We start from the raw sequence: 22250 nt of genomic DNA on the forward strand, positions 1-22250 counted from the left end.
CGTCATCCCCGGTTCCGGCCGCCGCCAAGACTCGGCCAGCCTCACGCAACTCACCGCCTCGTACGCAACCCCCGATAGCAGGAGAACTCATGGCACTCGTCAACGACCCTGTACGCCAGATACGGAGCCTGGGCCGCTTCGAATACGTACGCCACCGGCCACCGGCCTACGCGGAACGCGCACTCGTGTTCCTGACGTCCGGAGGACGACCGCAGACGTATCTCCCGCATCAGCAGCCCACCCGCGGAGAGCTGGTGACCAGCAACTTCCGCACGCTGTACGAAGTAGACATGGGCATCCAACACATGTCGCTGGAGCACCGGCTGCCTAGCGACGGCGATGCCGCGTTCTTCTCCGCGGAGACCGATCTAACCTGGCGGGTCATCGACCCCGCCAAGGTGGTGGAACGGCAGATCCGCGACGTCCGTGCACTGCTGGAACCCCGCCTGCTGACCCGGATGCGCCGGGAAAGCCGCCGGTACGCCATCGAGGAGAGCGCCGCTGCCGAGGTCGCAGTGATGGAGGCGCTGGCCACCACGCCTCTGGCGGCCGACGAAGGGCTGGACATCCAATGCGAAGTCAGGCTCAGCCTCGACGAGGAGGCGGTCGGCCAACTGTCCTCACTGCGCTCCCTCGACTACACCAAGCAGCGGACGCGGAGCGAGCACGAACTGACCAGGCTGCGCACCCACAACGAACACGAAGTCATGGAGGAGCGCAGCTCCTTCTACGCCCGGCTGCTGTCTCAGGGCGAGTTCGAGCGCTGGGGCGCGCACCTCGCACAGAATCCGGCGGACATCCCGCTCGCCATCGAATCCATTCGTGACGACGAGCGCGAGGCCAGCGCCAACCAGATCCGCGTCATCGAGCGGGTCCTCGACTCCGGAGCAGTTGAGGATCACATGCTGGAGGATGCCTCGCGGGCGGCTCTGTCGGCTGTGAAGGAGCGGCTCAACGACGCCGGCCGGGGCCGGACACGCAAACACCCCCTCTACCGGGAACAGCTGGAGCGGGGGACCAGTGACCAGGACGAGCGACCGGACGCATCGGGAGACGAACGGTGACCACGCCCGCGGACGTTGAACGGGCCCTCGTGCCCGCTCTCGTCGTCGGCATCGCCTGCTACGTGCTGCTCCGCTGGGCTGCGGTACCACTGTTGACGCACCTAGAGAACGGCATGGAATACGCCATGAATGTCATGGTCGTCGGACTGCTGTTGCCCGAATACTGCTGGACCCGGGCACAGCGCCGTGTCTCCGGCCACGCCGCCCCCTTCGCCTACACCTACGGAGACGCGGTGTGCGCTGTCGCAAACGCCGGACACCGCTGTGTGGGCACCGTCCTGTCGGCGCTGCGCGAGGCAGTAGGCCAGCTCGGTCATCGCGGCGCGTTGTGGGGCGGCCTGCTGGTAGCGGGTGCCCTCCTGTGGTCCGGCTTGCCGTGATGTGACGGCGGCAGGGGATGTCTCCAACCGGAATCGATGTCAGGAGAACCGAAGATGATGGGTGTCACGAGCACAACGTCCTCCTCTCACGGGCCCGCCCCAACGCTCAATTCCGATCACGCAGGTGTGCATGCCGCGGAACGCTTGCTGGCCGAGGTGCGAACCGAAATCGGCCGTGCCGACACCAAGGCATCCGTTCTCATTGGCGCGCTGGGTGTGTGTGTCGGAGTCGTCCTGAGCACGTACTGGAGCAGGATGCCAGCCACAGGCTTCAGTCGAACCCTGGGCGCGGCCAGCGCTCTGACCTGGGCTCTTGCGCTGGGCTTTCTACTGTTCGCGACAGCCCCTCGCTACCGGGCGAGCCAGTGGCGGGCCGGCAGTCCCCTGACGTATTTCCTCGACATCCGTCGCGCCGCGGATTCCGGAGTACTCGCTGATGCTCTGCGCACCACCGAAGAGGAACAGATGTCCGGCCTGGTGATCGCGCTCCGCAACACGAGCGACATCGTCGCGGCCAAGCACCGATGGATCAGGACAGGACTTGTCTGCTTCCTCCTCGGAACGATTGCCCTTGGGGGGAGCGTGCTGGCAGCAGTCTGAGCGGCGAACAAGCCAATCGATGCAGGTCGTTTCGCCCACCGCCCCCTCTCGTCATGCGCCGGAAGAGGCTGTCAGGCGGCCAGTGCGCGCTGGCACGTTGCTTGCGGTGTAGGCACGGATGTGCCCCCACCATCGGAAGCGCTACCTCGGTCTTCAGCGTTGGCCTCGGTGAAGGCGTCATCGATCGCCTTACGGGTGCGGATCTCGCTGGACGGCAGCAGGTGCGTGTACGTCCGCAGCGTGAAGCCCGGGTCCGAGTGGCCGAGGTATTCGGAGAGCGCCTTGATGCTCTCCCCCGCGTCCAGGAGCACGGAGGCGTACGCGTGCCGGAGGGCGTGCATGCCGTCTTCCGGCGCCGCCTGGAGGTACCTGGCTCCGCGCTCGCGGGGAAGTATGACGCCGACAGCGGCAAGGGCGCGTGCCACTTCTGCGCATAGGCGCCAAGCGTCTGCTTCGTCTCGGCGGGGACGACTCAGGAGCCGCGCCTGAGACCTCCGTCCTCTCGCACGAAGATCCTCATGGCAGCGGCGTGTCGAGCCAAAGACCACGGGGGCAACGGATATCGGGCCTTGGCTCCGCTGCCCCTGAGAAGGACGCCCTTGCGGCCCACGCCGAAAGCAATGCGGTAGACGCTCGAATTCTTGGTGCGGCCCGGGGCATCGGGACGCCCCGGGCCTGTGCGCACCAGGTCGTTGCATGCCTGTCGACCGAACCTGAGAAGCGTGACGGCACCGCTATCGACATCTGCTTGGCCCTCCTCACTGCTACGGTCGCGCGTATGACGCTCTCGGTGTCCGCCCTTCAGGCTGTTGATCTACGGGTGCAGCCGGTTGATGAGGTTCTTGATCGCGTCGCGCGGTCTCTGCAGGTGCGTTTCCTTCCGGAAACGGTGGTGCGCAAGCGCCGTTCCGTGGGAGCCCGAACAGACCGCGATACCTGGGTCCGCGTCGAACGGCGCTTGCTCGACAAGGTCACCGATCAAGGGTGGAACGCCACCGAGTGCGCCGCCCGTCTGGAGGGCGTCGCCCAGCCGGCATGGCAGGGATGTGTGGTCTGGCGGGACGTGGACGACCCCGTGATGTGGCGGGCCGACGAAACGGACCTCCTGCCGGCCGCTCCCGTCGGAAGTGCCGTCGTGAGTGATGCCCCGGAACTTCCGGACGAGTGGTGGGAGGCGATGAACGCCTCACTGGACGCGCTGGCGGCTCATAAGACGGGGCGGGTCGCCACGCCCGACACCGACACCATCACAGAGGCATTGATCACCGAGTCCATCCGAGGGATCTTCCCCGGCGGCTTCGACACGACCGTCCAACGCTGGGTCCCGGCTCACGCCGACCTGAACTGGGCCAACGTGACCGCTCCAGTCTTCAGCCTCTTCGATTGGGAGGACTGGGGGAACGCCCCGCAAGGGCTGGATTCCGCCTCCCTGTGGGCAGGCTCGCTTGCCGTCCCCTCTCTCGCCGATCGCGTGCAGAGTGAACGTCGGCGGGACTTCGAGAGTCGGGACGGCAAGCTGATGACGCTGTTCGTCTGCTCGAAGATCCTTGGGCCGTACGCGCACCCGGAGGACCCTCGGCTGAAGCCGGCGCAGCGCATGGCCGAGCAGATCACCAAGGAGCTTCAGGCAGTCTGATCACGCGATCGGTCCCGAAGGAGCCGCCGGTACTCCTGGACGGTCCGCTCCTCGACCTGGGCAGCCAGGCCGCCGACGAGCTCGCGCAAGTGGCTCGGTTCGTCGGTGCCGACGGCGATAGATCCGACCCGCGGAAGGTAATAGGCGGCGCTGAACGCTGCCTGGACGCGGGAGAGCCGGCGGCTGTCCCGGAGGAAGACCCGAGGATCGAACCTGTCCCACACGGGGGCACTCGTGCTGCCTCCGAAAGGGCTCATCCCCCAGACATCGGCACAACCCAGATTCCAGGCCCTGATGAGGGCGTCCGCGGCCTCCAGTGTCCTGGCGCCGACAAGTAATCCAGCGCGGATCATGAGGACCGATGGCCTCGGTACGGTCGCGTCGATCAGGTTCAGCAGCGGTGACGGGCTCCAGGACGCGATACCCCAGGCGGCGCACAGCCCCTTTGCTGTGGCGTCGCGACCTTGGCGTGCCCACGCCACCTACTGACGGAAGCCGCCCGAGCCCTCAACAGCCCCGCCCCTCCCGATAGAGGAGGGTGCCCTCCAGCGAGCCGGCCCCCAGGGCATATCCGGGGCATATGAGCGTCGGGGCGGCGCTCAGGTGCTCGTGACGGGCGATACAGGGCAACCCCCGTGCCGACACAGGGGAAACCCTGTGTTTTTACTGTGAGTTGACCGCACCGCGTAAATTCTCCATTGCCTGGCGCGATATAGCCGCCGCCTCTCTTGATGCGTGACATGTCCGGTGCAAGCATCCCGGACTGCGAACGCGCGCTCCATCGGCGTGAACGTCCTTCTCTCCCCACATGCCGGGGTGAACTCCGGCTGCCCGAAAGGATGTTCCGTGTCCCGGTCCAGACGCGGGCGCGGCCGGACAGCCGCGCCCACTGCGATCCCCACCGCTGTTCCCGGCCTCTGGCTCGCCGTCCCCGCGGCCCAGGCGTGCAGCCGCTGGGGCGGCTACCCGTCGATGGCCGTGGGCCGGGCCGTGGAACGGGCCGTGGGACGGTCTCCACCGCGCGTCGGTGGTCGGCTCCAGGGTGCTCAGGGACAACACCACCGGCTCTTCAGCCACGACGCAACCACACGGGCCGGCCAACGTGCGCCGCTGGTCCGCCTCAGGTCCGCCTCACCTCGAACTCACCTCGAACTCACCTCGAACGCCCTCGTCTCGGGGGCGTCCCATCGACGACAAGGTGTCTCCTCATGTCGCGCACTGCTGTCCGCAGATCCGTGGCGACCGCCACCACCGCTCTGCTCGCATCAGGCGGTCTGCTCCTCGCGTCTCACCCGGCGCTCGCCGATGTCTCCAACGGCGGCTTCGAGTCCGGCAGCCTCACCGGCTGGACGTCCGCCGGGACCACCTCCGTGGCCGGCTCCGCTGCTCACAGCGGCACCTACGCCGCCCGCGTCGGCGGCACCTCCCCCACCAGCGGTGATTCCTCGATCGCCCAGACCTTCACGGCGCCGGCCGGCGCGAGTCAGCTGTCCTTCTGGTACAGCGTCACCTGCCCCGACACGGTGACGTACGACTGGGCGACGGCGACCCTGGCCGACACCACGGCCGGCACGACGACGACCGTTCTCGCCAAGACCTGCACCAACGGCCAGGGCTGGAAGCAGGTCGCCTCGGCCGTGACCGCCGGGCACAGCTACACCCTCAAGCTGGTCAGTCACGACGACAACTACGCAGGTGACGCCACCTACACGCTCTACGACGACGTCGCCTTCACCACGGCCACGCCGCCACCCGGCCTGACCCAGATCAGCAGCGACCCCTTCACCAACAGCTCCAGCCAGCACGCCACCGAACTCGAACCGGACACCTTCGCGTACGGCAACACGATCGTCGCCTCCTCCCAGGTCGGCCGGTTCACCGACGGCGGCTCCTCCGACATCGGCTGGAACACCTCCACCGACGGCGGCACCACCTGGCAGCACGGCATGCTGCCCGGAATCACCACCTACCAGGGCGGTAGCTGGGCCCGCGTCTCCGACCCGGCCGTGGCCTACGACGCCAGGCACGGCACCTGGATGGTGGCCGGGCTGGTCATCGACTCCAGCGTCAACGGCGCCGGGGTCAGTGTCAGCCGCTCCACGAACGGCACGAGCTGGCAGAACCCGGTGATCGCGGTCGGCAACGACGGCCGGGGCTACGACAAGGAGTGGATCGTCTGCGACAACTCCGCCTCCAGCCCGTACTACGGCACCTGCTACGTCGAGGTCGACGTCACGTCCTCGGGCAACGCGGTGGTGATGAGCCGCTCCACCGACGGCGGCGCGACCTGGTCGGCGCCGGCGGCACCGTCCGGAGGCCCGAGCGGCCTGGGCGGCCAGCCCCTGGTCCAGCCAGGCGGCACGGTGGTGGTCCCCTACTCCGCCAACGGATCCTCGGTCCGCGCCTTCAGCTCCGCCGACGGCGGCGCCAGCTGGTCCTCCAGCACGCTGATCGCCAACGTCACCAGCCACGGCGTGGCCGGCAACCTGCGCGACGGTGAGGGTCTGCCGTCGGCCGAGATCGACGGCTCCGGCAGGATCTACGTCGCCTGGCAGGACTGCCGCTTCCGCTCCGGCTGCCCCGCCAACGACATCGTCTACGCCACGTCCGCCGACGGCACCACCTGGTCGGCCGTGACCCGGGTCCCCATCGACGCCACCACCAGCGGCGTCGACCACTTCATCCCGGGCATCGGCATCGACCCCGCCACCTCCGGCACGACGGCGAAGATCGGCCTCTACTACTACTTCTACCCGAACGCCAACTGCACCGCTTCCACCTGCCAGTTGAAGGTCGGATACGTCTCCTCCGCCAACGGCGGCAGCACCTGGAGCAGTCCGACCGCCGTCGCGGGGCCGATGTCCCTGTCCCAGATCGCCGACTCCACCCAGGGCAGCATGGTCGGCGACTACATCTCCACCTCCGTCATCGGCGGCAAGGCGGTCTCCGCCTTCGCCGTCGGCAAGGCACCGGCGGGCGGACAAGCCTTCGACGAGGCCCTCTACACCGCCGGCCCGCTCACCGTCACCGGCGGCAGCACCGCCTCCACCACCCGCGGCGCCGTCACCGTCTCCGCACCGCACATCACGAAGCCCCTGCCGACCCGGCACTGACCTGGAACGGCACACGGTGCGTGCGCTCCGGCGGCAACGCCGGGGCGCGGCACCTGTATACGGGTACGCACCACCTGTATACGGGTACAGGAACCGGCCGTCAGGGCAGGACGTCACAGTGACGTCTCAGTGGCGTGCGGCGACGTGAGGAGGCGGTTGTGGCGCCGGAGCAGCCAGGGCGCGGACCGGGGCACGGGCGGCCGTGGTTCGGGGCCGCCGTCATCGCGGTCGCCTGCCTGCTGACCGCCTGCGGAAGCAGTGGCGGCGCCTCCCCGTCCGATCAGTCCGATCAGTCCGACTCGGCTCCGTCGGCGACAGCGCCTCCCGGGACTCCGTCGCCGCCCCCGAGGGACACCGCGACGGGCCGTGCCACGCCCTCCGCCTCGTCGGGCTGCGCGGCAGGCTCCGCCACGATCACCCACAGCACCGGGGACGCCTCCGTCCGGAACCTGTGCGTGCGATCGGGCACGACAGTGACCGTCGTTCTGGAGCCCGGCGCCCACGGACCCTGGCCTCAGCCGCGCAGCAGCAATCCGATGCTGGCGCTGGTGACCTCGTCCGCCACCGACGACAAGGGCGTCACCCGGGTCACGGTGCGGGCCGCGCGGATCGGGGCGGTGACCGTGACCTGGGGTCCCGAGAGCGCGCCGTTCTTCACACTTCGGCTGAGCGTGGCGGCGTACCCGGTGCAGTGAGCCCGGACGCCGGACGGCCGGTGCGCCCCCGGGAACGGGGTGCGCACCGGCCGTCGTCGTACGACAGAGCCGTACCGGGTCGTGATCAGTCCTTACGGCCGCCCGGGCGCCGTACGTCGAACGACCAGATGCCCCGCCCGTGGGTGGCGGCGTACAGCTTGCCGTCCGGGCCGAGACGCAGCTGCATCACGGCCGTGGTGGGCAGGTCGTGCCCCAGGACCAGCCACTTCGTGGCCCCAGCGGGCCGGTAGAAGCTCGCCAGGTCGGTGCCGAGGGCGAGGCCGCCGTCCGGCAGGAGCTTGACCGTGTCGGCGGGGACGTCGGGCAGGTTGGCGGAGATGTCCGTCCAGCTCGCGCCGCCGTCCTTCGACTCGAAGACGTGGCCCACGCCCGCGCCCGGGCCCTCGGTCCACTTGCGGGAGAAGCCGTTGACCGCCACGTAGACGTGCTGGGCGTCGGCCGGGTCGACCTCGAAGCCGGAGATGTAGCGGTTCGGGATCGTGCCGTCGACCGGGAGATTCAACTGGTGCCAGCCGGTGCCGTCGGCGTTGCCGACCGCGATGCCGCGGGTGAAGCCCTGGTTGTTGCAGGGCCCGCACCAGCCGACGTAGACCGTGCCGCCGGAGGAGGCCACGGCGGTGGCCACGTGGCCGTCGCCGAGGTCGTAGGCGTTGGTCCACTCCTTGCCGGAGCGGATGGCGTAGCCCTTGGTGTTCACCCACACGTGCCGGCCGCCGGCGATCCACGTGTTGGCGTCCTTGGCGTCGGCGGTGATCGGGGCGATGAAGCGGGCGCCCGCGCCACCGAGGTCCTTGTCCGGCGGGGCGACCTCGTACTCGGTGGCCTTGGACGGGTCCGTGGACCACGATCCGTCGTTGACACCGCAGTTCTGGGTGACCCACATGTCCAGGTACACGTACTCGGCAGCGATGTTGCAGCCATTCGCGGGGTCGGCGATCGTGTCGCCGCCGTCGCCGCCGAAGTTCGAGCCCATCACCTTGTCACGGCCGCGCAGGATGGACTGGCCGTTGTCCTGGAGCCCGCCGGTCACCGAGACGCCGCCGTAGGTGAGGTCCTTGCCGACGCCCACGGAGTAGTACTGGAGGGTATCGAGGGTGCCGTCGTTGAGGGACTGCCAGTCCTTGGCGTGGCCGCCGGAGTCGACCGCACCGTTGAGCGGGCGCCGGTAGATGCCGCCGTCGTTGCCGACGTACGCCCACGTCCTGCCCTTGTAGCTGCCGATCGCGACCGCGTGCTGGTCGGAGTGGACGGTGGGCGAGCAGTCACCGGTCTGCTTGGCCGGGTCGATGCTCCAGCAGGGGAAGGGGAAGTTCCAGTACGGCCCCGGGGTGGTCCAGCTCTGGCCGGCGTTCTTGGTCTCGAAGACCTCTTCAAGGCCGAGGTAGAGGTGGTCGGCGTCGGTCGGGTCGACCTGGAGGAACTGGTTGTACCAGGACTGGATGCCGGGCATGTAGCCCGCGGTCTGCAGGGCGGATCCGGACGCCTTCAGCTTGGTGTAGTCCGCGATCAGCGTCCACGGGCCGAACGGCGAGCCGTTCTTCGAGACGTACACGCCCTTGAGCCCGCTGTCCGGGTTGGCCGCCATCTGCGCCGGGGACTGGTCGACGGCGTACAGGCGCGAGCCGTCGGCCGCCGCGGCGAAGGTCATGTTGCCGACGTCGGCACTGCTGGTGGGCAGGTCGCCGAGCCCGCCGGCCGGCTTCCAGCTGCCGTCGTCCTGCTGGGCGTACAGGCCGTTGTAGGTGTCGCCGCCGCGCCAGCCGACCGCGAGCAGGACCTTGGAGGGGTCCTTCGGATCCACGGCGATGTCGTTGGCGATGTTCTTGTACGGCGCACTCGGGTCGTCCGCCTTCGAACCGCCCGGCAGATAGTCCGGGTTGGGGGCGAACTCGTGCTTCCAGGGCCCCGACAGGGTGGTCGTGGAGTGCGACCAGACGCCGGTGCTGGTGGCCGCCCACACCTTGGTGCCCGCGAAGCGCAGGGCGTGGATGACGGTGGACTCCAGCTCGGCGCCGCCCACGCGGTCGCCGGGCTGGAACCGGCCGTGGCGCGGGTCCTTCAGGACGTACACGCCCGTGCCGACGAACGAGGTCGCCCCGGTGTTGGACTCGCCGGTGGCGTACCAGAGCCGCTGCCGGCCGTCCAGGGCGAGGGTGCCCGTCGACAGGGACGGCAGCCTGTCGGCTATCGGCTTCCAGTGTCCGCCGCCGGTGGTGGAGCGGAAGACACCGCCGTTGGCACCGCCCGCGTACACATAGCCCTGGTCGTCGGCGGCGATGCCGGTGATCCGGCCGGTCACCTTGCCCGCGCCACCGCTGGAGTTGGAGTTCACATCGCGGTAGCGGGGGTCGTCCCCGTTGTACGCCTTCTTGGTGACGTGGTCCCAGCTGCCGCTGGTGTGCCGCATCGACTGCAGTTGCTGCCAGGCCGCACCGTAGGCGCCGGGCGCGACCACGCCGGGTGCGGTGCGCGCCTCGGTGAACTGTGCTGTCGACTCGGCGGAGTTCTCCGCCTCGTCGGCGCCGTCGTCGTCGCCCTCCGCGGCGAACGCGGACATGCCGTGGCCCGCGTGCACCGCCCTGATGTGCTGCCGGCCGATGGCGGCCTGGTGGCGCGCCTGCCAGGGCCGGGGTCCGGCGTCGTGCGACGCCGCGAACGCCTGGGTGCTGACCAGTCCGAACGCGGCCGCGACGACGGTGCAGGTCATGAACCGTCGCTGGTGCTTCGGGCGCAACATGCCCGCTCCTCCCTGCACCGGGCAAATGCGAGTGTCCCGGCGCAGACCGGATCTTGGCGTGACCACAACAGCTGCACAAAGGGCTCACACGAAAAATGGCACGCTGTTTACCCTGCGGCTCACCTGGATCCGAAGTCGCGCTGGACGCGGCCTCCTTGGGGCGGGCCTTCGATCAGCGGGCTGCCGCATGGGTGCCACGGGCGGCGGCCCGCGTGCGCCGGCGGGTGTTCGGCGGTGCCGCCGACGTCGGGAACGGGCTGCGTCTGTGCGGGCGCGCCCTGTCACGGCCGCTCGACCGCTGTGGCTACCGCTCGACCGCTGTGGCTACCGCTCGACCGCTGTGGCTACCGAGCACGCCGCGAAGGCTCCCCCGACCAGTCCGTTGGGTACCGGCCCCACTGGGTCTATCGTCGGAGTTCTGAGGTCAGGACGAGGAGGACGGCCGGTGATGACGCAGGACGAGGCCGTGGTCGGCTGTATGGGCAAGGTGCTCATCGGGACGCGTGGAACCGCGGGCCCCGGTGAGGTCCTCGTGCGGGTCCGCGGCGGCTCCGAGACGTTCCTGGCATGGTCCGAGGATCCCCTGCCCGTGGGCGCTACGGTCCTCGTGATCGAATCACGGGGATGCCGCGAGGTCGGTGTCATCGAGTGGGTGGATCCATTGGACGCGCTCGGCGGGGACACCGCCGGCGCGAGCTGAGGAGTAGAGCATGTTCGGATACCGCGTTCCCGCTCCCGACGAGGCGATGTTGATCTCGGGGGGCCGGCGGGGACTGGGGGGCGCGCCGTTCCGAGTGGTGACGGGGCACGGGAAGTTCGTGGTCCCGTTCTTCCGGAAGACCCGCTTCCTCTCCCTGGCGATGTGCGAGTCCGAGGTCACCGAGACCTGCGTGACCAAGCAGGGCATCGCCCTGCACGTCCGCGCCGTCATCGCCTTCAAGGTCGGCAACGACCAGGAGAGCATCATCAACGCCGGTCAGCGCTTCCTCTCCGACCAGGAGCAGATGTCGGTGCTCACCGGCCGGATCTTCGCCGGCCATCTGCGGGCGATCATCGGCTCGATGACGGTCGAGGAGATCGTCACCGAGCGGCAGAAGCTCGCCGCCGAGGTCCTCGACACCTCGAAGGTGGAGATGGCGAAGATCGGCCTGATCGTCGACTCGCTGCAGATCCAGTCGATCGACGACGGCGACACCGGTTACATCGCCGCGATGTCCGCCCCGCACAAGGCGGCCATCCAGCGTCAGGCCCAGATCGCCCAGGCGCAGGCCACGCAGGCCTCGGCCGAGGCCGAGCAGGCGGCGGCCCGCAAGCAGGCCGAGTACGCCCGGCAGACCGCGGTCGTCCAGGCCGAGTACTCGGCCGAGGTGGACCGCGCCCAGGCGCAGGCCTCGCAGGCCGGGCCGCTGGCGCAGGCGCACGCCCAGCAGGAGGTGCTGGACGCGCAGACCGAACTGGCCCAGCGGCAGGCTCAGTTGCGCCAGCAGCAGCTGGTGGCCGAGGTCGTCAAGCCCGCCGAGGCCGAGGCCGAGCGGGTCAGGATCCTCGCCGCGGCCGAGGCCCAGCGCATGAAGATCCAGGCGGAGGCCGCGGCCTCCTACGACCGGGTCGCGCTGGACCGGATGCTGATCGACCAGCTCCCGCAGATCGTGAAGGAGGCCGCCGGCGGCCTGGCCGGCGCCAACGTCAACGTCCTGAACGGCGCGGACGGCCTCGGTGAGATCGCCGCCGGCCTGGTGTCCCAGGGTCTGACGATCCTCGACTCGGTCCGGCAGAACCTGAGCGGCCCGGACGCGTCCGACCGCCGCCCCGGCCCCGAGGAGAACAAGAACAGCGGCCTGCTCCAGCTGCGCTCGGGCAAGGAGCAGCGCTCCGACGACGGCCCGGTGGACATGGACTAGGACCTGCCCGGCCCTACGGCCCGCGGGTCTCGGTCACCGTGAAGTGCCGGTCGGTGCCGGGGCTTTCGAGTTCGTCGAGCACCGCGACCGCCAAGTCCTCGGCGCTGATCCGGGACTGCCCGTCGGCGCCGAGGAGCAGGGTGTCGGTGCCGCGCCGGTAGCGGCCGGTGCGGGCGCCGGGTTCCAGTACGGCGGGCGGGCTCAGGTAGACCCAGTCGGCTCCGGCGTGGGCCCGGCAGGCGTGCAGCTGGGCGATGCCGGCGAGCGCCACGGCCCGGTGTCCGGCCGGCACATAGCGGGGGTTCTCGGCGACGGGCAACTCCCGGTCGCCGGGGCTGCGCAGGGCGCCGGCGCCGCCGACCACCAGGACGCGGATCCCGAGCCGCGCGGCCGTGTCCAGCACCGTGCGGGTGGCGCCGACCAGGAAGTCCTGGTCGGCCGGGAACGTCCGCACGGCCAGTACGACGGCCTCGGCGGACGATCCGGCCAGTGCGTCCCGCAGTGCCGCCGGGTCGGTGGCGTCGACCGCGGCCGGCGTCACGTCCGGGTCCTCACTCGCCGGTTTGCGCGACAGCGCCAGCACCCGGTGTCCGCGCGCGCTCGCCTCGGTGACCACCCGGGCACCGACCATCCCGGTGGCCCCGAGCACGGCGACCGTCATGCCCCTCGTCGCTCCGCTCACCGTGCCTCTCGCCATACCTCTCGTCATCGGATCTCTCCTCCTTCGTTCCGGTGTTCTTCCGTGCCGTGGGGCCGAGTTGCGCGGCGACCAGCGCGGTCAGCGCGAGGGCGAAACCCAGGGTCTGGAGCAGGCTCAACGACTCGCCCCGGGTGAGCCCGATGACGGTCGCGACCAGCGGGGACAGCAGCACCAGCGGGGCGGACGCGGCGACCGGCAACCGGCCGATCCCGCGGAACCACAGCGTGTAGGCGATCAGTCCGCCCATGCTGCCGAGCCACAGATAACCGCCGGCGGCACCCGCGTCGATCCGCTGCGGCACCCCCTCGACCGCCAGGGTGAGCGGGAGCAACAGCAGTCCGCCGACGGCCAGTTGCCAGCCGGTGAGGGCCAGCGGGCCCACGCCCGGCGGGCGCCCCCAGCGTTTGGTGAGGACGACCCCGCCGGCCATGGTCGTCGTATGCCCGAGGCCGGCGAGCACGCCCACGGCGTCCAGCCGGGCCGCCGGCCCCAGCACCACCAGGCCCACTCCGAGCACCCCGAGCACGGCCCAGACCAGCCGCCGGACCGTCGGCCGGTCGTGGAGCACCGCGAGTCCCAGCCCGGCGACCAGCAGCGGCTGGGCGGCGCCGAGGGTGGCGGCGACCCCGCCGGGCAGCCGTTCGGCGGCCACGAACAGCAGGGGCATGGCGCCGATGTTGAGGACGCCGAGGACGGCGGTCTTCCACCACCACGCGCCGCGCGGCAGCACCCGGGTGATCGCCAGCGCGAGCAGCCCGGCGGGCAGGGCCCTCATCAGGCCCGCGAACAGCGGGTGCCCGGGCGGGAGCAGCCGGGTCGTGACGACGTAGGTGGTGCCCCAGGACGCGGGGGCCAGCGCGGTCAGCAGGACGGTCGTCGCCTGCGCCTCACAGCGATGCATGGGGGAAGTCTCGGCGGGCATCATCATGAATCCAAAGCATGGTTGTCATCGCAGCCATGAAGGAGAACGATTGATCCGTGGACCTTCAGCAGCTGCGCTACGTCGTCGCCGTCGCCGACGCCCTCAACTTCACCCGGGCCGCGGAGCGGTGCCAGGTGGTGCAGTCCGCGCTCAGTCACCGGATCGCGGCGCTGGAGCGGGAGCTGGGGGTGCGGCTGTTCGCCAGGTCCAGCCGCCGGGTCGAGCTGACCGGGGCCGGCGCGGCGTTCCTGGTCGGCGCCCGCGAGTGTCTGGCGGCCGCCGACCGCGCGGTGGCCGACGCCGCCGCCGCGACCGGTGTCGTACGCGGGCGGCTGGCGGTCGGCGTGATCGTGACCACGGCCGCCGTGGACGTGCCGGAGCTGCTGCAGCGGTACCGGGCCCGGCACCCCGATGTGCAGGTCGTCCTGCGGTCCGGGCGCAGCGACGAGCTGGCGGCGGCGATCCGCGCCGGGGAACTGGACATCGCCTTCCTCGGTCTGCCGGAGGGCGAGCGGCCGGCCGGTCTGGAGACCGTCGTCCTCGATCACGACCGGCATGTCCTGGTGGTGCCGGCCGGGCACCGGCTGGCGGGCGCCGCCCGGGTCACGCTGGACCGGATCGCCGGGGAGACGTTCGTGGACTTCGTGACCGGGACGCCCGCCCGCGCCCAGTCCGACCAGGCGTTCGCCGCGGCGGGTCTGGCCCGGGACGTGGCGTACGAGGCGGGCGTGGTGGAACTGATCACCCGGCTGATCGCGCGCGGGCTCGGCGTCGCGCTGCTGCCGTCGGCGTACATCCGGCCGCTCGCCGCCGAGGATCCCCGGCTGGCGCTGGTCCCGGTGGTCGACGGGCCGCGCCGGCTGGAGTATCTGGCCTGGAGCCGCTTCAATCCCAGCCCGGCCACCCGGGCGATGCTCGACGTCCTCGGCGTCAGAACACCGGAAAGCCCCAAGGGGACAGCAAGGGCTCCTCATGGATGACGCGAGACGTACCATGAGACCCGTGACAGAGAGCGTGAGCGCGACGGCCCACCCCGCGCCGTGCCCGCCGGCGCCGGGCGCGGAGCGGTACGTCGCCCTGGATCTCGCCAACAGTGCCGTCGCCCTGCCCGGCGGGCAGCTCGTCGACCTGCTGGACACACCCGGCGCCGCCCAGGACTGGCTCGTGCGCCGCGGTCTCGCCCCCGTCGACGCCGGTCTGCGCGAGATCTGCGCGGCCCGGCTGCGCGCCCTGCGGGAGCAGATCCGCGCCCTGCTCGCCGCCCGGGTCGGCGACCGGCCCGCCCCCGCCGACGCCCTGGACGCCGTCAACGACGCGCTCACCCGCGCCCCCGCTGCCTCGCTGCTGCACTGGTCCGCCGACCGCGGCCTGTACCGGGCGGCGGCGCACCCGACCACCCAGATCGTCGAGCACGCCCTCGCCGCGCTCGCCGCCGACGCCGCCGATCTGCTCACCGGCCCCGACGCCGACCGGCTGACCGCGTGCGGCTCCGCACCCTGCAACCGCTATCTGCTCCGCCACGGCCGCCGCCACTGGTGCTCCACCCGCTGCGGCGACCGCGCCCGCGCGGCCCGCGCCTACGCCCGCCGCACGGGGCGCACCGAGGAGTCCTGAGACACCGGGCATCCCGAGCGCCTGTGCCGTCGCACAGGTGAGTCCGGTCTCACTCGCGTCTTACTCGGCGCGCCGTCGACGACAATGTCCGCGGCGCGCACCGTCAGCGCGCCCCGCACCGCCGTGTCCGCGTCCTCGGCCATCATGGAGCGGCCGCGCCCGCGGCCCGGCCGGACGTCGTCGGCACCGACCGATCCGGACCCTACGTATTGTAGGTTCCCAACCGCCAGTGGCCGCAGGGCCGTTCATCTCATTCGTCTGTTCACCGGGGGATCCATGCAGGACACGGAAACGGAAGCAGGTGAGGAGGTCCATCTGCGCGCGCTCGCGCCGACGCTGGCCCTCCTCGTCGTCAGCCTCCTCATCGCAGCCGTCGGCGTCTACGAGCTGTGCGGCTTCGGCCTGCACAGCCTCGACCGGCGCCCGCATCTGTTCAGCGACGGGCTCGCGACCGGCGGTGTGATCGTCGCCGCGGTCGCGGCCGGCGCCGCGGTGGGCAACCTGGCCTGGCACCTGGTGGCGGCCCGGCGCGCCGCGAGAAGACCCCGGTAAGGCGTGTAAGACCTGGTAAAGCCCGGTAAGAGGCGCGGCATGCGGGGACCGGGTAAGAGCGATTGTCGGTACGCTCCTGTCCCGTACGACCCCGCACGGCCGCCGGTCGCGCTACCCTACAAGCTGTAGGGTCAGGGAGCCCCGTCCGGGGTCATCCGTCCCTTCCCTCTCCCAAGGTGACCAGTCACCATGTCGGCTCAACAGCAGACCATGACCTCCGCGCAGGTCCCCGCCCAGCGCGGTTCGCGCCGCACCCCGCAGCTGCCCCAGCCAGGACCCCGTCTGCGCGCACGCGCGGCCACGGCCAGCGTCTGGTACCTGCGGCTGATCGCCGTCTTCAACATCATCGCGGTCCTGTCGCTCCCGTTCCGCAAAGAGGTCCAGGAACACAACGACGGCAAGCTCTTCACCGCCCGGCATGTGCAAGCGCACGCACACCACTCCGGCCAGTTCTTCACCCCGTACCTGGCCACCGCGGGCCTGGTCTCGGCCGCGGCGGCGATCTTCCTGGCACTGGTGATGCGGCGCGGGAAGCGGGCCGCGTGGGTGGTCAACATGCTGCTGGCCGGCCCGCTGTTCGCGCTCTACGTCCTCGCCCTCACCCAGCACCCGTTCCGCGACCACGTCTTCAACTGGGTCTCCACCGCCCTCACCGGCCTCTTCGTGGCCGCGCTGCTGATCGGCCGCCGGGAGTTCAACGCCGTCGGCGACCCCTCCAACCCCCGGCTCGCGCTGGCCGTCGGCGCCGGCGGTGTGCTGGCGACCGGCGGTCTCGGCACGCTGCTCGTCCACGCCACCAACAAGGTGCCGGGCGGCGCCCCTCCGTTCGAGGAGCTGGCCTACACCCTGCTGCGCGGCATCAGCGTCGGCCCGCTCGCCGACCGGGTCGACTCCGTGCACGCGCCCCGCTGGGCCGACATCATCATCAACCTGCTGCTGGCCGCCGTCTTCTGCCTGGTCCTGTACGCCTGCTTCCGCTCCCCGCGCGGCCGCAAGCTGCTCACCGACGAGGACGAGGAGAAGCTGCGCGCGCTGCTCGCCAAGCACGGTGCCCGGGACTCCCTCGGCTACTTCGCGCTGCGCCGCGACAAGGCCGCCGTCTTCTCCCCCACCGGCAAGGCAGCCGTCACCTACCGTGTCGTCGGCGCCGTCTCCCTCGCCTCCGGCGACCCGATCGGCGACCCCGAGGCCTGGCCCGGCGCCATCGAGGCCTGGCTCACCGAGGCCCGCCGGCACGCCTGGACCCCGGCGGTCATGGGCGCGAGCGAGGAGGCCGGCACGATCTACGCCCGGCACGGCCTGGACGCGCTGGAACTGGGTGACGAGGCGATCGTGGACATCGCGGACTTCACCCTCGACGGCCGGGCGATGCGCGTGGTCCGCCAGGCCCACAACCGGGTCAAGCGGGCCGGCTACACGGTCCGGGTCCGACGCCACGAGGACATCCCCGCCGAGGAGATGGACCTGCTCGTCAAGCGCGCCGACGACTGGCGCGACGGTGCCACCGAACGCGGCTTCTCCATGGCCCTCGGCCGCCTCGGCGACCCGGTGGACGGCCGCTGCGTGATGCTGGAGTGCCGTGACGCGAACGACGAACCGCGCGCCCTGCTCAGCTTCGTCCCCTGGGGCGAGCACGGGCTCTCGCTGGACCTGATGCGCCGCGACCGCGACAGCGAGAACGGCCTGATGGAGTACATGGTGGTGGAACTCCTGCTCCAGGCCAAGGAGTTGGGCATCAAGCGGGTGTCGCTGAACTTCGCGATGTTCCGCTCGGTCTTCGAGCGCGGCGCCCGCCTCGGCGCGGGCCCCGTCCTGCGGCTGTGGCGCTCCACCCTCACCTTCTTCTCCCGCTGGTGGCAGATCGAGTCCCTGTACCGGGCCAACGCCAAGTACCGCCCCGTCTGGGAACCGCGCTTCCTGCTCTTCGCCAAGTCCAGCGACATCCCGCGCATCGGCCTGGCGAGCGCCCGCGCGGAGGGCTTCCTGGAGCTGCCGGGCATCGGCGGACGACGGTCGTAGAAGCCGTAGACGGTCGTCAAGGCCGTTGACGGTCGTAGAAGCCGCAGAAGAAGCCGGTCCGAGGCCCTAGGGCGCGAGGGCCGGCGCCGTCACCGACCGGGCGGCGCTGTCGGGCGAGTAGGACTCGGTGTCGCCCTTGTGCCACCCGGGGTCGTACGCGCAGGGCACGGAGGCGCCGCCCGTGAAGTACTGCCGGTCCGCGGACCAGTCGAAGGACATCCGCTCGTCCCCGCCGTCCCGCTTCGCGTAGAGCGTCCCGTCCGCGCCCTTCGCGGCGGCGCGGTACGACGTGATGTCCCAGCCCTCGTCCGCCAGCCGCTGGTGCAGCCGACGCAGACCGGCGGCGGCCCGGGCCGCCGGCACCCGGTCCAGCGCCCAGCTGTGGTTCAGCCGGTAGGCGCCGTCGACGGTCTTGTCCTCCATCCCCAGCAGGCCTCCGTCGTAGCAGTAGTCGGCGCTGAACCCGTTCCCCGTGCCGTCGCCCTGCCCGCCGCCTCCGGGCGGTACCGGCCGGCCGAACCCCAGCGTGGTGTACGCCTCCTGGGAGTACCGGAAGGCCTTGTCAGCCATGTCCTGCGGGGCGACCCGGTCCAGGTGCGTCGACTCCCAGGACTTCCAGCCGAACTGGACGACGAACACCGCGATCAGGACGAGCACGAGCCCACCGCAGCCCAGACACCCGATCACACCGGAAGGGGCCCCGGAACCGACGGGGGCGGTCGCGGGGGCGGGGCTCGGTGCAGTCGTCTCCTCGGGCATACGAGGACCGTACGATCACCGGGGAAGGCGGCGTATGCGCGCGCCTACCTGCCGGGGATAGGCGCGGCTACTCAGCCGCCCACCGTGAACCCGATGACCGATCCGCCGCCCTCCCGCCGGAAGGCGAACGGCGCTCCGCCGTGCGCCATGGCGACCTCCCGCACGATGGACAGGCCCAGCCCGGACCCCGGCAGGGACCGGGCGTCGGCGGCCCGGTAGAAGCGGTCGAAGATCCGGATCAGGTCGCCCTCGGCGATACCGGGCCCCCGGTCCAGCACCTCCACCCGCACGGTCCCGGGCCGGTCCGGGCCGGTGATGGCGACCTCGATCGGCCCCTTTCCGCCCCGGTCGAACTTGGCCGCGTTCTCCACGAGGTTGGACATGGCCCGCTGGAGCATCCCGGGTCGCCCGTCGGTCGTCGTGTCGCCGCTCGTGCGCAGCACGATCTCGCGTCCGCTGCGGCGCCGGGCGACCCCCACGACCTCCTCGGCGATGTCGGCGAGGTCCACCTGCTGCGGGGGCTCGGTGTCGGACTGCCCCGCGGCGAGGTCGACCAGCTCATTGACCAGGTCGGTCAGTTCCCGCGCCTCCTGGCCGAGGTCGGCGACCAGTTCGTCGCGGCTGGCCGGCGGGAGTTCGTCGATGCGCCGGAGCAGGGAGATGTTGGTCCGCAGGGAGGTCAGCGGGGTGCGCAGTTCGTGCCCGGCGTCCTGCACCAGGCGCCGCTGGTCCTCCTCGGACTGCGCGAGCCGGCCGAGCATCCGGTCGAAGGCGCGGCCGAGGCGCCCCACCTCGTCCAGCCCGGCCACCGGCACCTCGATGCCGAGGCGGCGGGTGCGGGCCACGTCCTCGGCGGCGGAGGTGAGGATCACCAGGCGCCGGGTGATCCGCCGGGCCAGCCACCAACCGAACAGACCGGCGGCCACCACGACGGCCGCCATCAGGATCAGCGTGCGCTGCTGAAGCGTCCGCAGCAGGTCCTCGGTGTCGCTGAACTCCTGCGCGACCTGGACGGCGCCCCGCCCGCCGCCGAGCGAGACGGTGGCGATACGGAACAGGTCCTCGTCGACCCGTACGTCCTTGTGCTGGACCACCTTCCCGGCCGTCGTCGCGAGCGCCATCGCCTTGTCGCGGGAGGTGACGGGCAGGCTCGGGTTGCCGTGGTCGACGATCTGGCCCTGCGCGCCGAGCACCTGCACATCGGTGCGAGCGGGCCGGACCAGGTCATGGCCGGGCCGGGAGGAGGAGAAGTCCTCCGGGTCCATGTCGTGCTGCCGTACCTCGTCCTGGACGTCCTGTACGACCTGTGTGAACACCGACTGCTGGTCGACCCGGACCAGCCGGGCCGCGCTGCCGTACGACAGGATGCCGACGAGGATCGTGACGGCGGCAGTGACGGCCGCGAAGGAGACGGCGAAGGTGGTGCGCAGGGAGACCAGCTTGGGCCGGCCCGGGGCCAGCAGCCGCCGCAGCCGGCCCACCTAGTCCTCCCGGAGCACGTAACCCACGCCCCGCACGGTGTGGATCAGCTGCGGTGCGCCGGGCTCGTCGAGCTTGCGGCGCAGATAGCCGACGTACACGGCGAGGTTCTTCGAGCCGGGCCCGAAGTCGTAGCCCCAGATCCGGTCGTAGATCGTGGAGTGGTCGAGGACGATGCCCGCGTTGCGCACGAGCAGTTCCAGCAGCTCGAACTCGGTACGGGTCAGCTCCAGCTCGCGCTTGCCGCGCCAGGCCCGGCGGGCCTGGAGGTCCATGCGGATGCCGGCGGCCTCGACCTGCCGGTCGGAGATCTGGGGCTCGCGGCCGCCGGTCTCGGCACCGGCCCCGCCGTTGCCGCCGGCGGTCACCGGGCTGGTGCGGCGCAGCAGCGCCCGCAGCCGGGCGAAGACCTCCTCGACGTCGAACGGCTTGACCACGTAGTCGTCGGCGCCGGCGTCCAGGCCCGCGATCCGGTCGGCGGTCTCCACCAGGGCGGTGAGCATGAGGATCGGGGTCCGGTCGCCCTCGGCGCGCAGCACCCGGCAGACCTGGAGGCCGTCGATGCCCGGCATCATCACATCGAGCAGGAGGATGTCCGGCGGCGTCTTGTGGGCCTGCGCCAGCGCTTCCACGCCGTCGGCTACCGCCGTGACCTCGTACCCCTCCAGCGTCAGGGCCCGCTCCAGGGCATGGCGGATGGCACGGTCGTCTTCGGCGAGCAGCACAGTCTGGGGCACGCCCCCAGTCTGCCAAGGCCGCCGCCGGTTCGGTCAGGACCGGCGGACCTACGATCACGCTTTTTACCGGCCTCTCACCGTCACACAGGCAACCGGACGACCGCCCCTACCGTCCTCTCACCTTGCGCCGGACGGGCCCTGAGCACCGCGCGGCGCCTGCGCACCGAGCTACGCCCGGGCGCGCTGAGCCGCCGTCGCGGCGCGCAGGGACTGATGGGTCGGCGCCTCGGGCACATCCGCCGGACGGCCGTTCGCGAACTCCTTGCGCAGCACGGGGACGACCTCCTCGCCGAGCATGTCGATCTGCTCCAGCACGGTCTTCAGCGGCAGCCCGGCGTGGTCCACCAGGAACAGCTGGCGCTGGTAGTCACCGGCGTACTCGCGGAAGGCCAGGGTCTTCTCGACGACCTGCTCGGGGGTCCCGACGGTCAGCGGGGTCTGGTCGGTGAAGTCCTCCAGGGAGGGCCCGTGGCCGTAGACCGGCGCGTTGTCGAAGTACGGCCGGAACTCGCGCACCGCGTCCTGCGAGCTGCGCCGCATGAACACCTGGCCGCCGAGCCCCACGATCGCCTGCTCCGGGGTGCCGTGCCCGTGGTGGGCGTACCGGCTGCGGTACAGCTCGACCATCCGCCTGGTGTGGTCGGCGGGCCAGAAGATGTTGTTGTGGAAGAAGCCGTCGCCGTAGTAGGCCGCCTGCTCGGCGATCTCCGGCGAGCGGATCGAGCCGTGCCAGACGAACGGCGGGACCCCGTCCAGCGGCCGCGGGGTCGCCGTGAAGCCCTTGAGCGGCGTGCGGAACTTCCCCTCCCAGTCCACGACGTCCTCGCGCCACAGCCGGCGCAGCAGGGCGTAGTTCTCGATGGCGAGGTCGATGCCCTGCCGGATGTCCTTGCCGAACCAGGGGTAGACCGGCCCGGTGTTGCCGCGGCCCGTCATCAGGTCGACCCGCCCGTCGGCCAGGTGCTGGAGCATCGCGAAGTCCTCCGCGATCTTCACCGGGTCGTTGGTGGTGATCAGGGTGGTGGAGGTGGAGAGGATCAGCCTCTCGGTCCGGGCCGCCACATAGCCGAGCATGGTGGTCGGGGACGACGGCACGAACGGCGGGTTGTGGTGCTCGCCGGTCGCGAAGACGTCCAGGCCCACCTCCTCGGCCTTCAGCGCGATGGCCACCATGGCCTTGATGCGCTCCGCCTCGGTCGGCGTACGCCCGGTGGTCGGGTCCGGCGTGACGTCGCCGACCGTGAAGATCCCGAACTGCATGCTCGCTGCCCTCCAGATAGTTAACCATTCAACTATATCCCGCTGAACGGTCCACCCGGCC

The 22250-nt window shown here is 71.0% G+C and carries 20 protein-coding genes and 2 pseudogenes; 12 read left to right on the forward strand and 10 right to left on the reverse strand.

What is annotated here, in order from left to right; translation table 11 throughout:
- Positions 1 to 89 precede the first annotated feature (89 nt).
- From IE277_RS35730 to IE277_RS35740, 3 genes are read left to right on the forward strand one after another with little or no spacing between them, the layout of a single operon-like run.
- Positions 90 to 1064 (forward strand): SPFH domain-containing protein, encoded by a 975-nt coding sequence (locus tag IE277_RS35730; protein ID WP_189957906.1) that lies wholly within the window; start codon positions 90 to 92, stop codon positions 1062 to 1064.
- Complete coding sequence (locus IE277_RS35735; RefSeq protein ID WP_189957907.1) at positions 1061 to 1444, forward strand: hypothetical protein; 384 nt, start codon at positions 1061 to 1063, stop codon at positions 1442 to 1444. The genes IE277_RS35730 and IE277_RS35735 overlap by 4 nt, the downstream gene beginning before the upstream one ends.
- A gap of 54 nt (positions 1445 to 1498) precedes the next feature.
- Positions 1499 to 2044 carry a Pycsar system effector family protein gene (locus IE277_RS35740; protein ID WP_229882207.1) on the forward strand — a complete coding sequence of 182 codons (546 nt, stop codon included), beginning with the start codon at positions 1499 to 1501 and terminating at the stop codon, positions 2042 to 2044.
- Positions 2045 to 2115: 71 nt separating this feature from the next.
- Here the strand turns inward: IE277_RS35740 and IE277_RS35745 are convergent.
- A pseudogene (locus IE277_RS35745) lies at positions 2116 to 2463 on the reverse strand (tyrosine-type recombinase/integrase); the annotation flags it as partial.
- A 359-nt stretch (positions 2464 to 2822) separates the two neighbouring features.
- Between IE277_RS35745 and IE277_RS35750 the strand changes: the two are divergent.
- Positions 2823 to 3680 carry a hypothetical protein gene (locus IE277_RS35750; RefSeq protein ID WP_189957908.1) on the forward strand — a complete coding sequence of 286 codons (858 nt, stop codon included), beginning with the start codon at positions 2823 to 2825 and terminating at the stop codon, positions 3678 to 3680.
- Here IE277_RS35750 and IE277_RS35755 read toward each other — a convergent pair.
- Positions 3668 to 4138, reverse strand: a pseudogene (locus IE277_RS35755) (aldo/keto reductase); the annotation flags it as partial. The gene IE277_RS35750 and the pseudogene IE277_RS35755 overlap by 13 nt on opposite strands.
- Positions 4139 to 4888: 750 nt before the next feature.
- Between IE277_RS35755 and IE277_RS35760 the strand changes: the two are divergent.
- On the forward strand, positions 4889 to 6793 hold the full coding sequence (locus tag IE277_RS35760; protein ID WP_189957909.1) for an exo-alpha-sialidase: 1905 nt from the start codon (positions 4889 to 4891) through the stop codon (positions 6791 to 6793).
- Between the two features lie 289 nt (positions 6794 to 7082).
- On the opposite strand, the gene IE277_RS35765 is transcribed toward IE277_RS35760, so the two are convergent.
- Entirely contained in the window at positions 7083 to 7262 is a 180-nt protein-coding gene (locus IE277_RS35765) for a hypothetical protein (RefSeq protein WP_189957910.1), read from the reverse strand.
- 4 nt (positions 7263 to 7266) lie between these two features.
- Here IE277_RS35765 and IE277_RS35770 point away from each other — a divergent pair, with 4 nt between their 5' ends.
- Entirely contained in the window at positions 7267 to 7488 is a 222-nt protein-coding gene (locus tag IE277_RS35770) for a hypothetical protein (RefSeq protein WP_189957911.1), read from the forward strand.
- An 85-nt stretch (positions 7489 to 7573) separates the two neighbouring features.
- On the opposite strand, the gene IE277_RS35775 is transcribed toward IE277_RS35770, so the two are convergent.
- Entirely contained in the window at positions 7574 to 10246 is a 2673-nt protein-coding gene (locus IE277_RS35775) for a WD40/YVTN/BNR-like repeat-containing protein (protein WP_189957912.1), read from the reverse strand.
- A gap of 448 nt (positions 10247 to 10694) precedes the next feature.
- Between IE277_RS35775 and IE277_RS35780 the strand changes: the two genes are divergently transcribed.
- Both IE277_RS35780 and IE277_RS35785 read left to right on the forward strand, forming a co-directional pair.
- Positions 10695 to 10946, forward strand: a complete 252-nt coding sequence (locus tag IE277_RS35780; protein ID WP_189957913.1) for an NfeD C-terminal domain-containing protein — start codon at positions 10695 to 10697, stop codon at positions 10944 to 10946.
- Positions 10947 to 10956: 10 nt separating this feature from the next.
- On the forward strand, positions 10957 to 12147 hold the full coding sequence (locus IE277_RS35785) for an SPFH domain-containing protein (protein WP_189957914.1): 1191 nt from the start codon (positions 10957 to 10959) through the stop codon (positions 12145 to 12147).
- A 13-nt stretch (positions 12148 to 12160) separates the two neighbouring features.
- On the opposite strand, the gene IE277_RS35790 is transcribed toward IE277_RS35785, so the two are convergent.
- On the reverse strand, positions 12161 to 12808 hold the full coding sequence (locus IE277_RS35790; RefSeq protein WP_189957915.1) for an NAD(P)-dependent oxidoreductase: 648 nt from the start codon (positions 12806 to 12808) through the stop codon (positions 12161 to 12163).
- On the reverse strand, positions 12699 to 13748 hold the full coding sequence (locus IE277_RS35795) for an EamA family transporter (protein WP_373310963.1): 1050 nt from the start codon (positions 13746 to 13748) through the stop codon (positions 12699 to 12701). The genes IE277_RS35790 and IE277_RS35795 overlap by 110 nt, the downstream gene beginning before the upstream one ends.
- Positions 13749 to 13825: 77 nt before the next feature.
- Between IE277_RS35795 and IE277_RS35800 the strand changes: the two genes are divergently transcribed.
- The 4 genes from IE277_RS35800 (at position 13826) to IE277_RS35815 (ending at position 17954) form a co-directional block, all read left to right on the forward strand.
- On the forward strand, positions 13826 to 14749 hold the full coding sequence (locus IE277_RS35800) for a LysR family transcriptional regulator (RefSeq protein ID WP_189957917.1): 924 nt from the start codon (positions 13826 to 13828) through the stop codon (positions 14747 to 14749).
- A gap of 22 nt (positions 14750 to 14771) precedes the next feature.
- Positions 14772 to 15383, forward strand: coding sequence for a CGNR zinc finger domain-containing protein (locus tag IE277_RS35805; RefSeq protein ID WP_373310964.1), 612 nt, complete (start codon positions 14772 to 14774; stop codon positions 15381 to 15383).
- A 276-nt stretch (positions 15384 to 15659) separates the two neighbouring features.
- The gene (locus tag IE277_RS35810) at positions 15660 to 15935 is read left to right on the forward strand and encodes a hypothetical protein (RefSeq protein WP_189957919.1); all 276 of its coding nucleotides are present in this window, start codon (positions 15660 to 15662) and stop codon (positions 15933 to 15935) included.
- 189 nt (positions 15936 to 16124) lie between these two features.
- The gene (locus IE277_RS35815; RefSeq protein ID WP_189957920.1) at positions 16125 to 17954 is read left to right on the forward strand and encodes a phosphatidylglycerol lysyltransferase domain-containing protein; all 1830 of its coding nucleotides are present in this window, start codon (positions 16125 to 16127) and stop codon (positions 17952 to 17954) included.
- Between the two features lie 66 nt (positions 17955 to 18020).
- On the opposite strand, the gene IE277_RS35820 is transcribed toward IE277_RS35815, so the two are convergent.
- The 4 genes from IE277_RS35820 to IE277_RS35835 all read right to left on the reverse strand — a co-directional run bounded on the left by IE277_RS35820 (position 18021) and on the right by IE277_RS35835 (position 22189).
- Positions 18021 to 18713, reverse strand: a complete 693-nt coding sequence (locus tag IE277_RS35820) for a hypothetical protein (protein WP_189957921.1) — start codon at positions 18711 to 18713, stop codon at positions 18021 to 18023.
- Positions 18714 to 18784: 71 nt separating this feature from the next.
- The gene (locus tag IE277_RS35825; protein WP_189957922.1) at positions 18785 to 20194 is read right to left on the reverse strand and encodes a sensor histidine kinase; all 1410 of its coding nucleotides are present in this window, start codon (positions 20192 to 20194) and stop codon (positions 18785 to 18787) included.
- Entirely contained in the window at positions 20195 to 20917 is a 723-nt protein-coding gene (locus IE277_RS35830; protein ID WP_308433448.1) for a response regulator transcription factor, read from the reverse strand. It abuts the gene before it with no gap.
- 180 nt (positions 20918 to 21097) lie between these two features.
- Positions 21098 to 22189, reverse strand: coding sequence for an LLM class flavin-dependent oxidoreductase (locus IE277_RS35835; protein WP_189957924.1), 1092 nt, complete (start codon positions 22187 to 22189; stop codon positions 21098 to 21100).
- Between the last annotated feature and the right edge of the window lie 61 nt (positions 22190 to 22250).

This window comes from Streptomyces alanosinicus (assembly GCF_014650595.1).
In the GTDB taxonomy this organism is placed as follows: Bacteria; Actinomycetota; Actinomycetes; order Streptomycetales; family Streptomycetaceae; genus Streptomyces; species Streptomyces alanosinicus.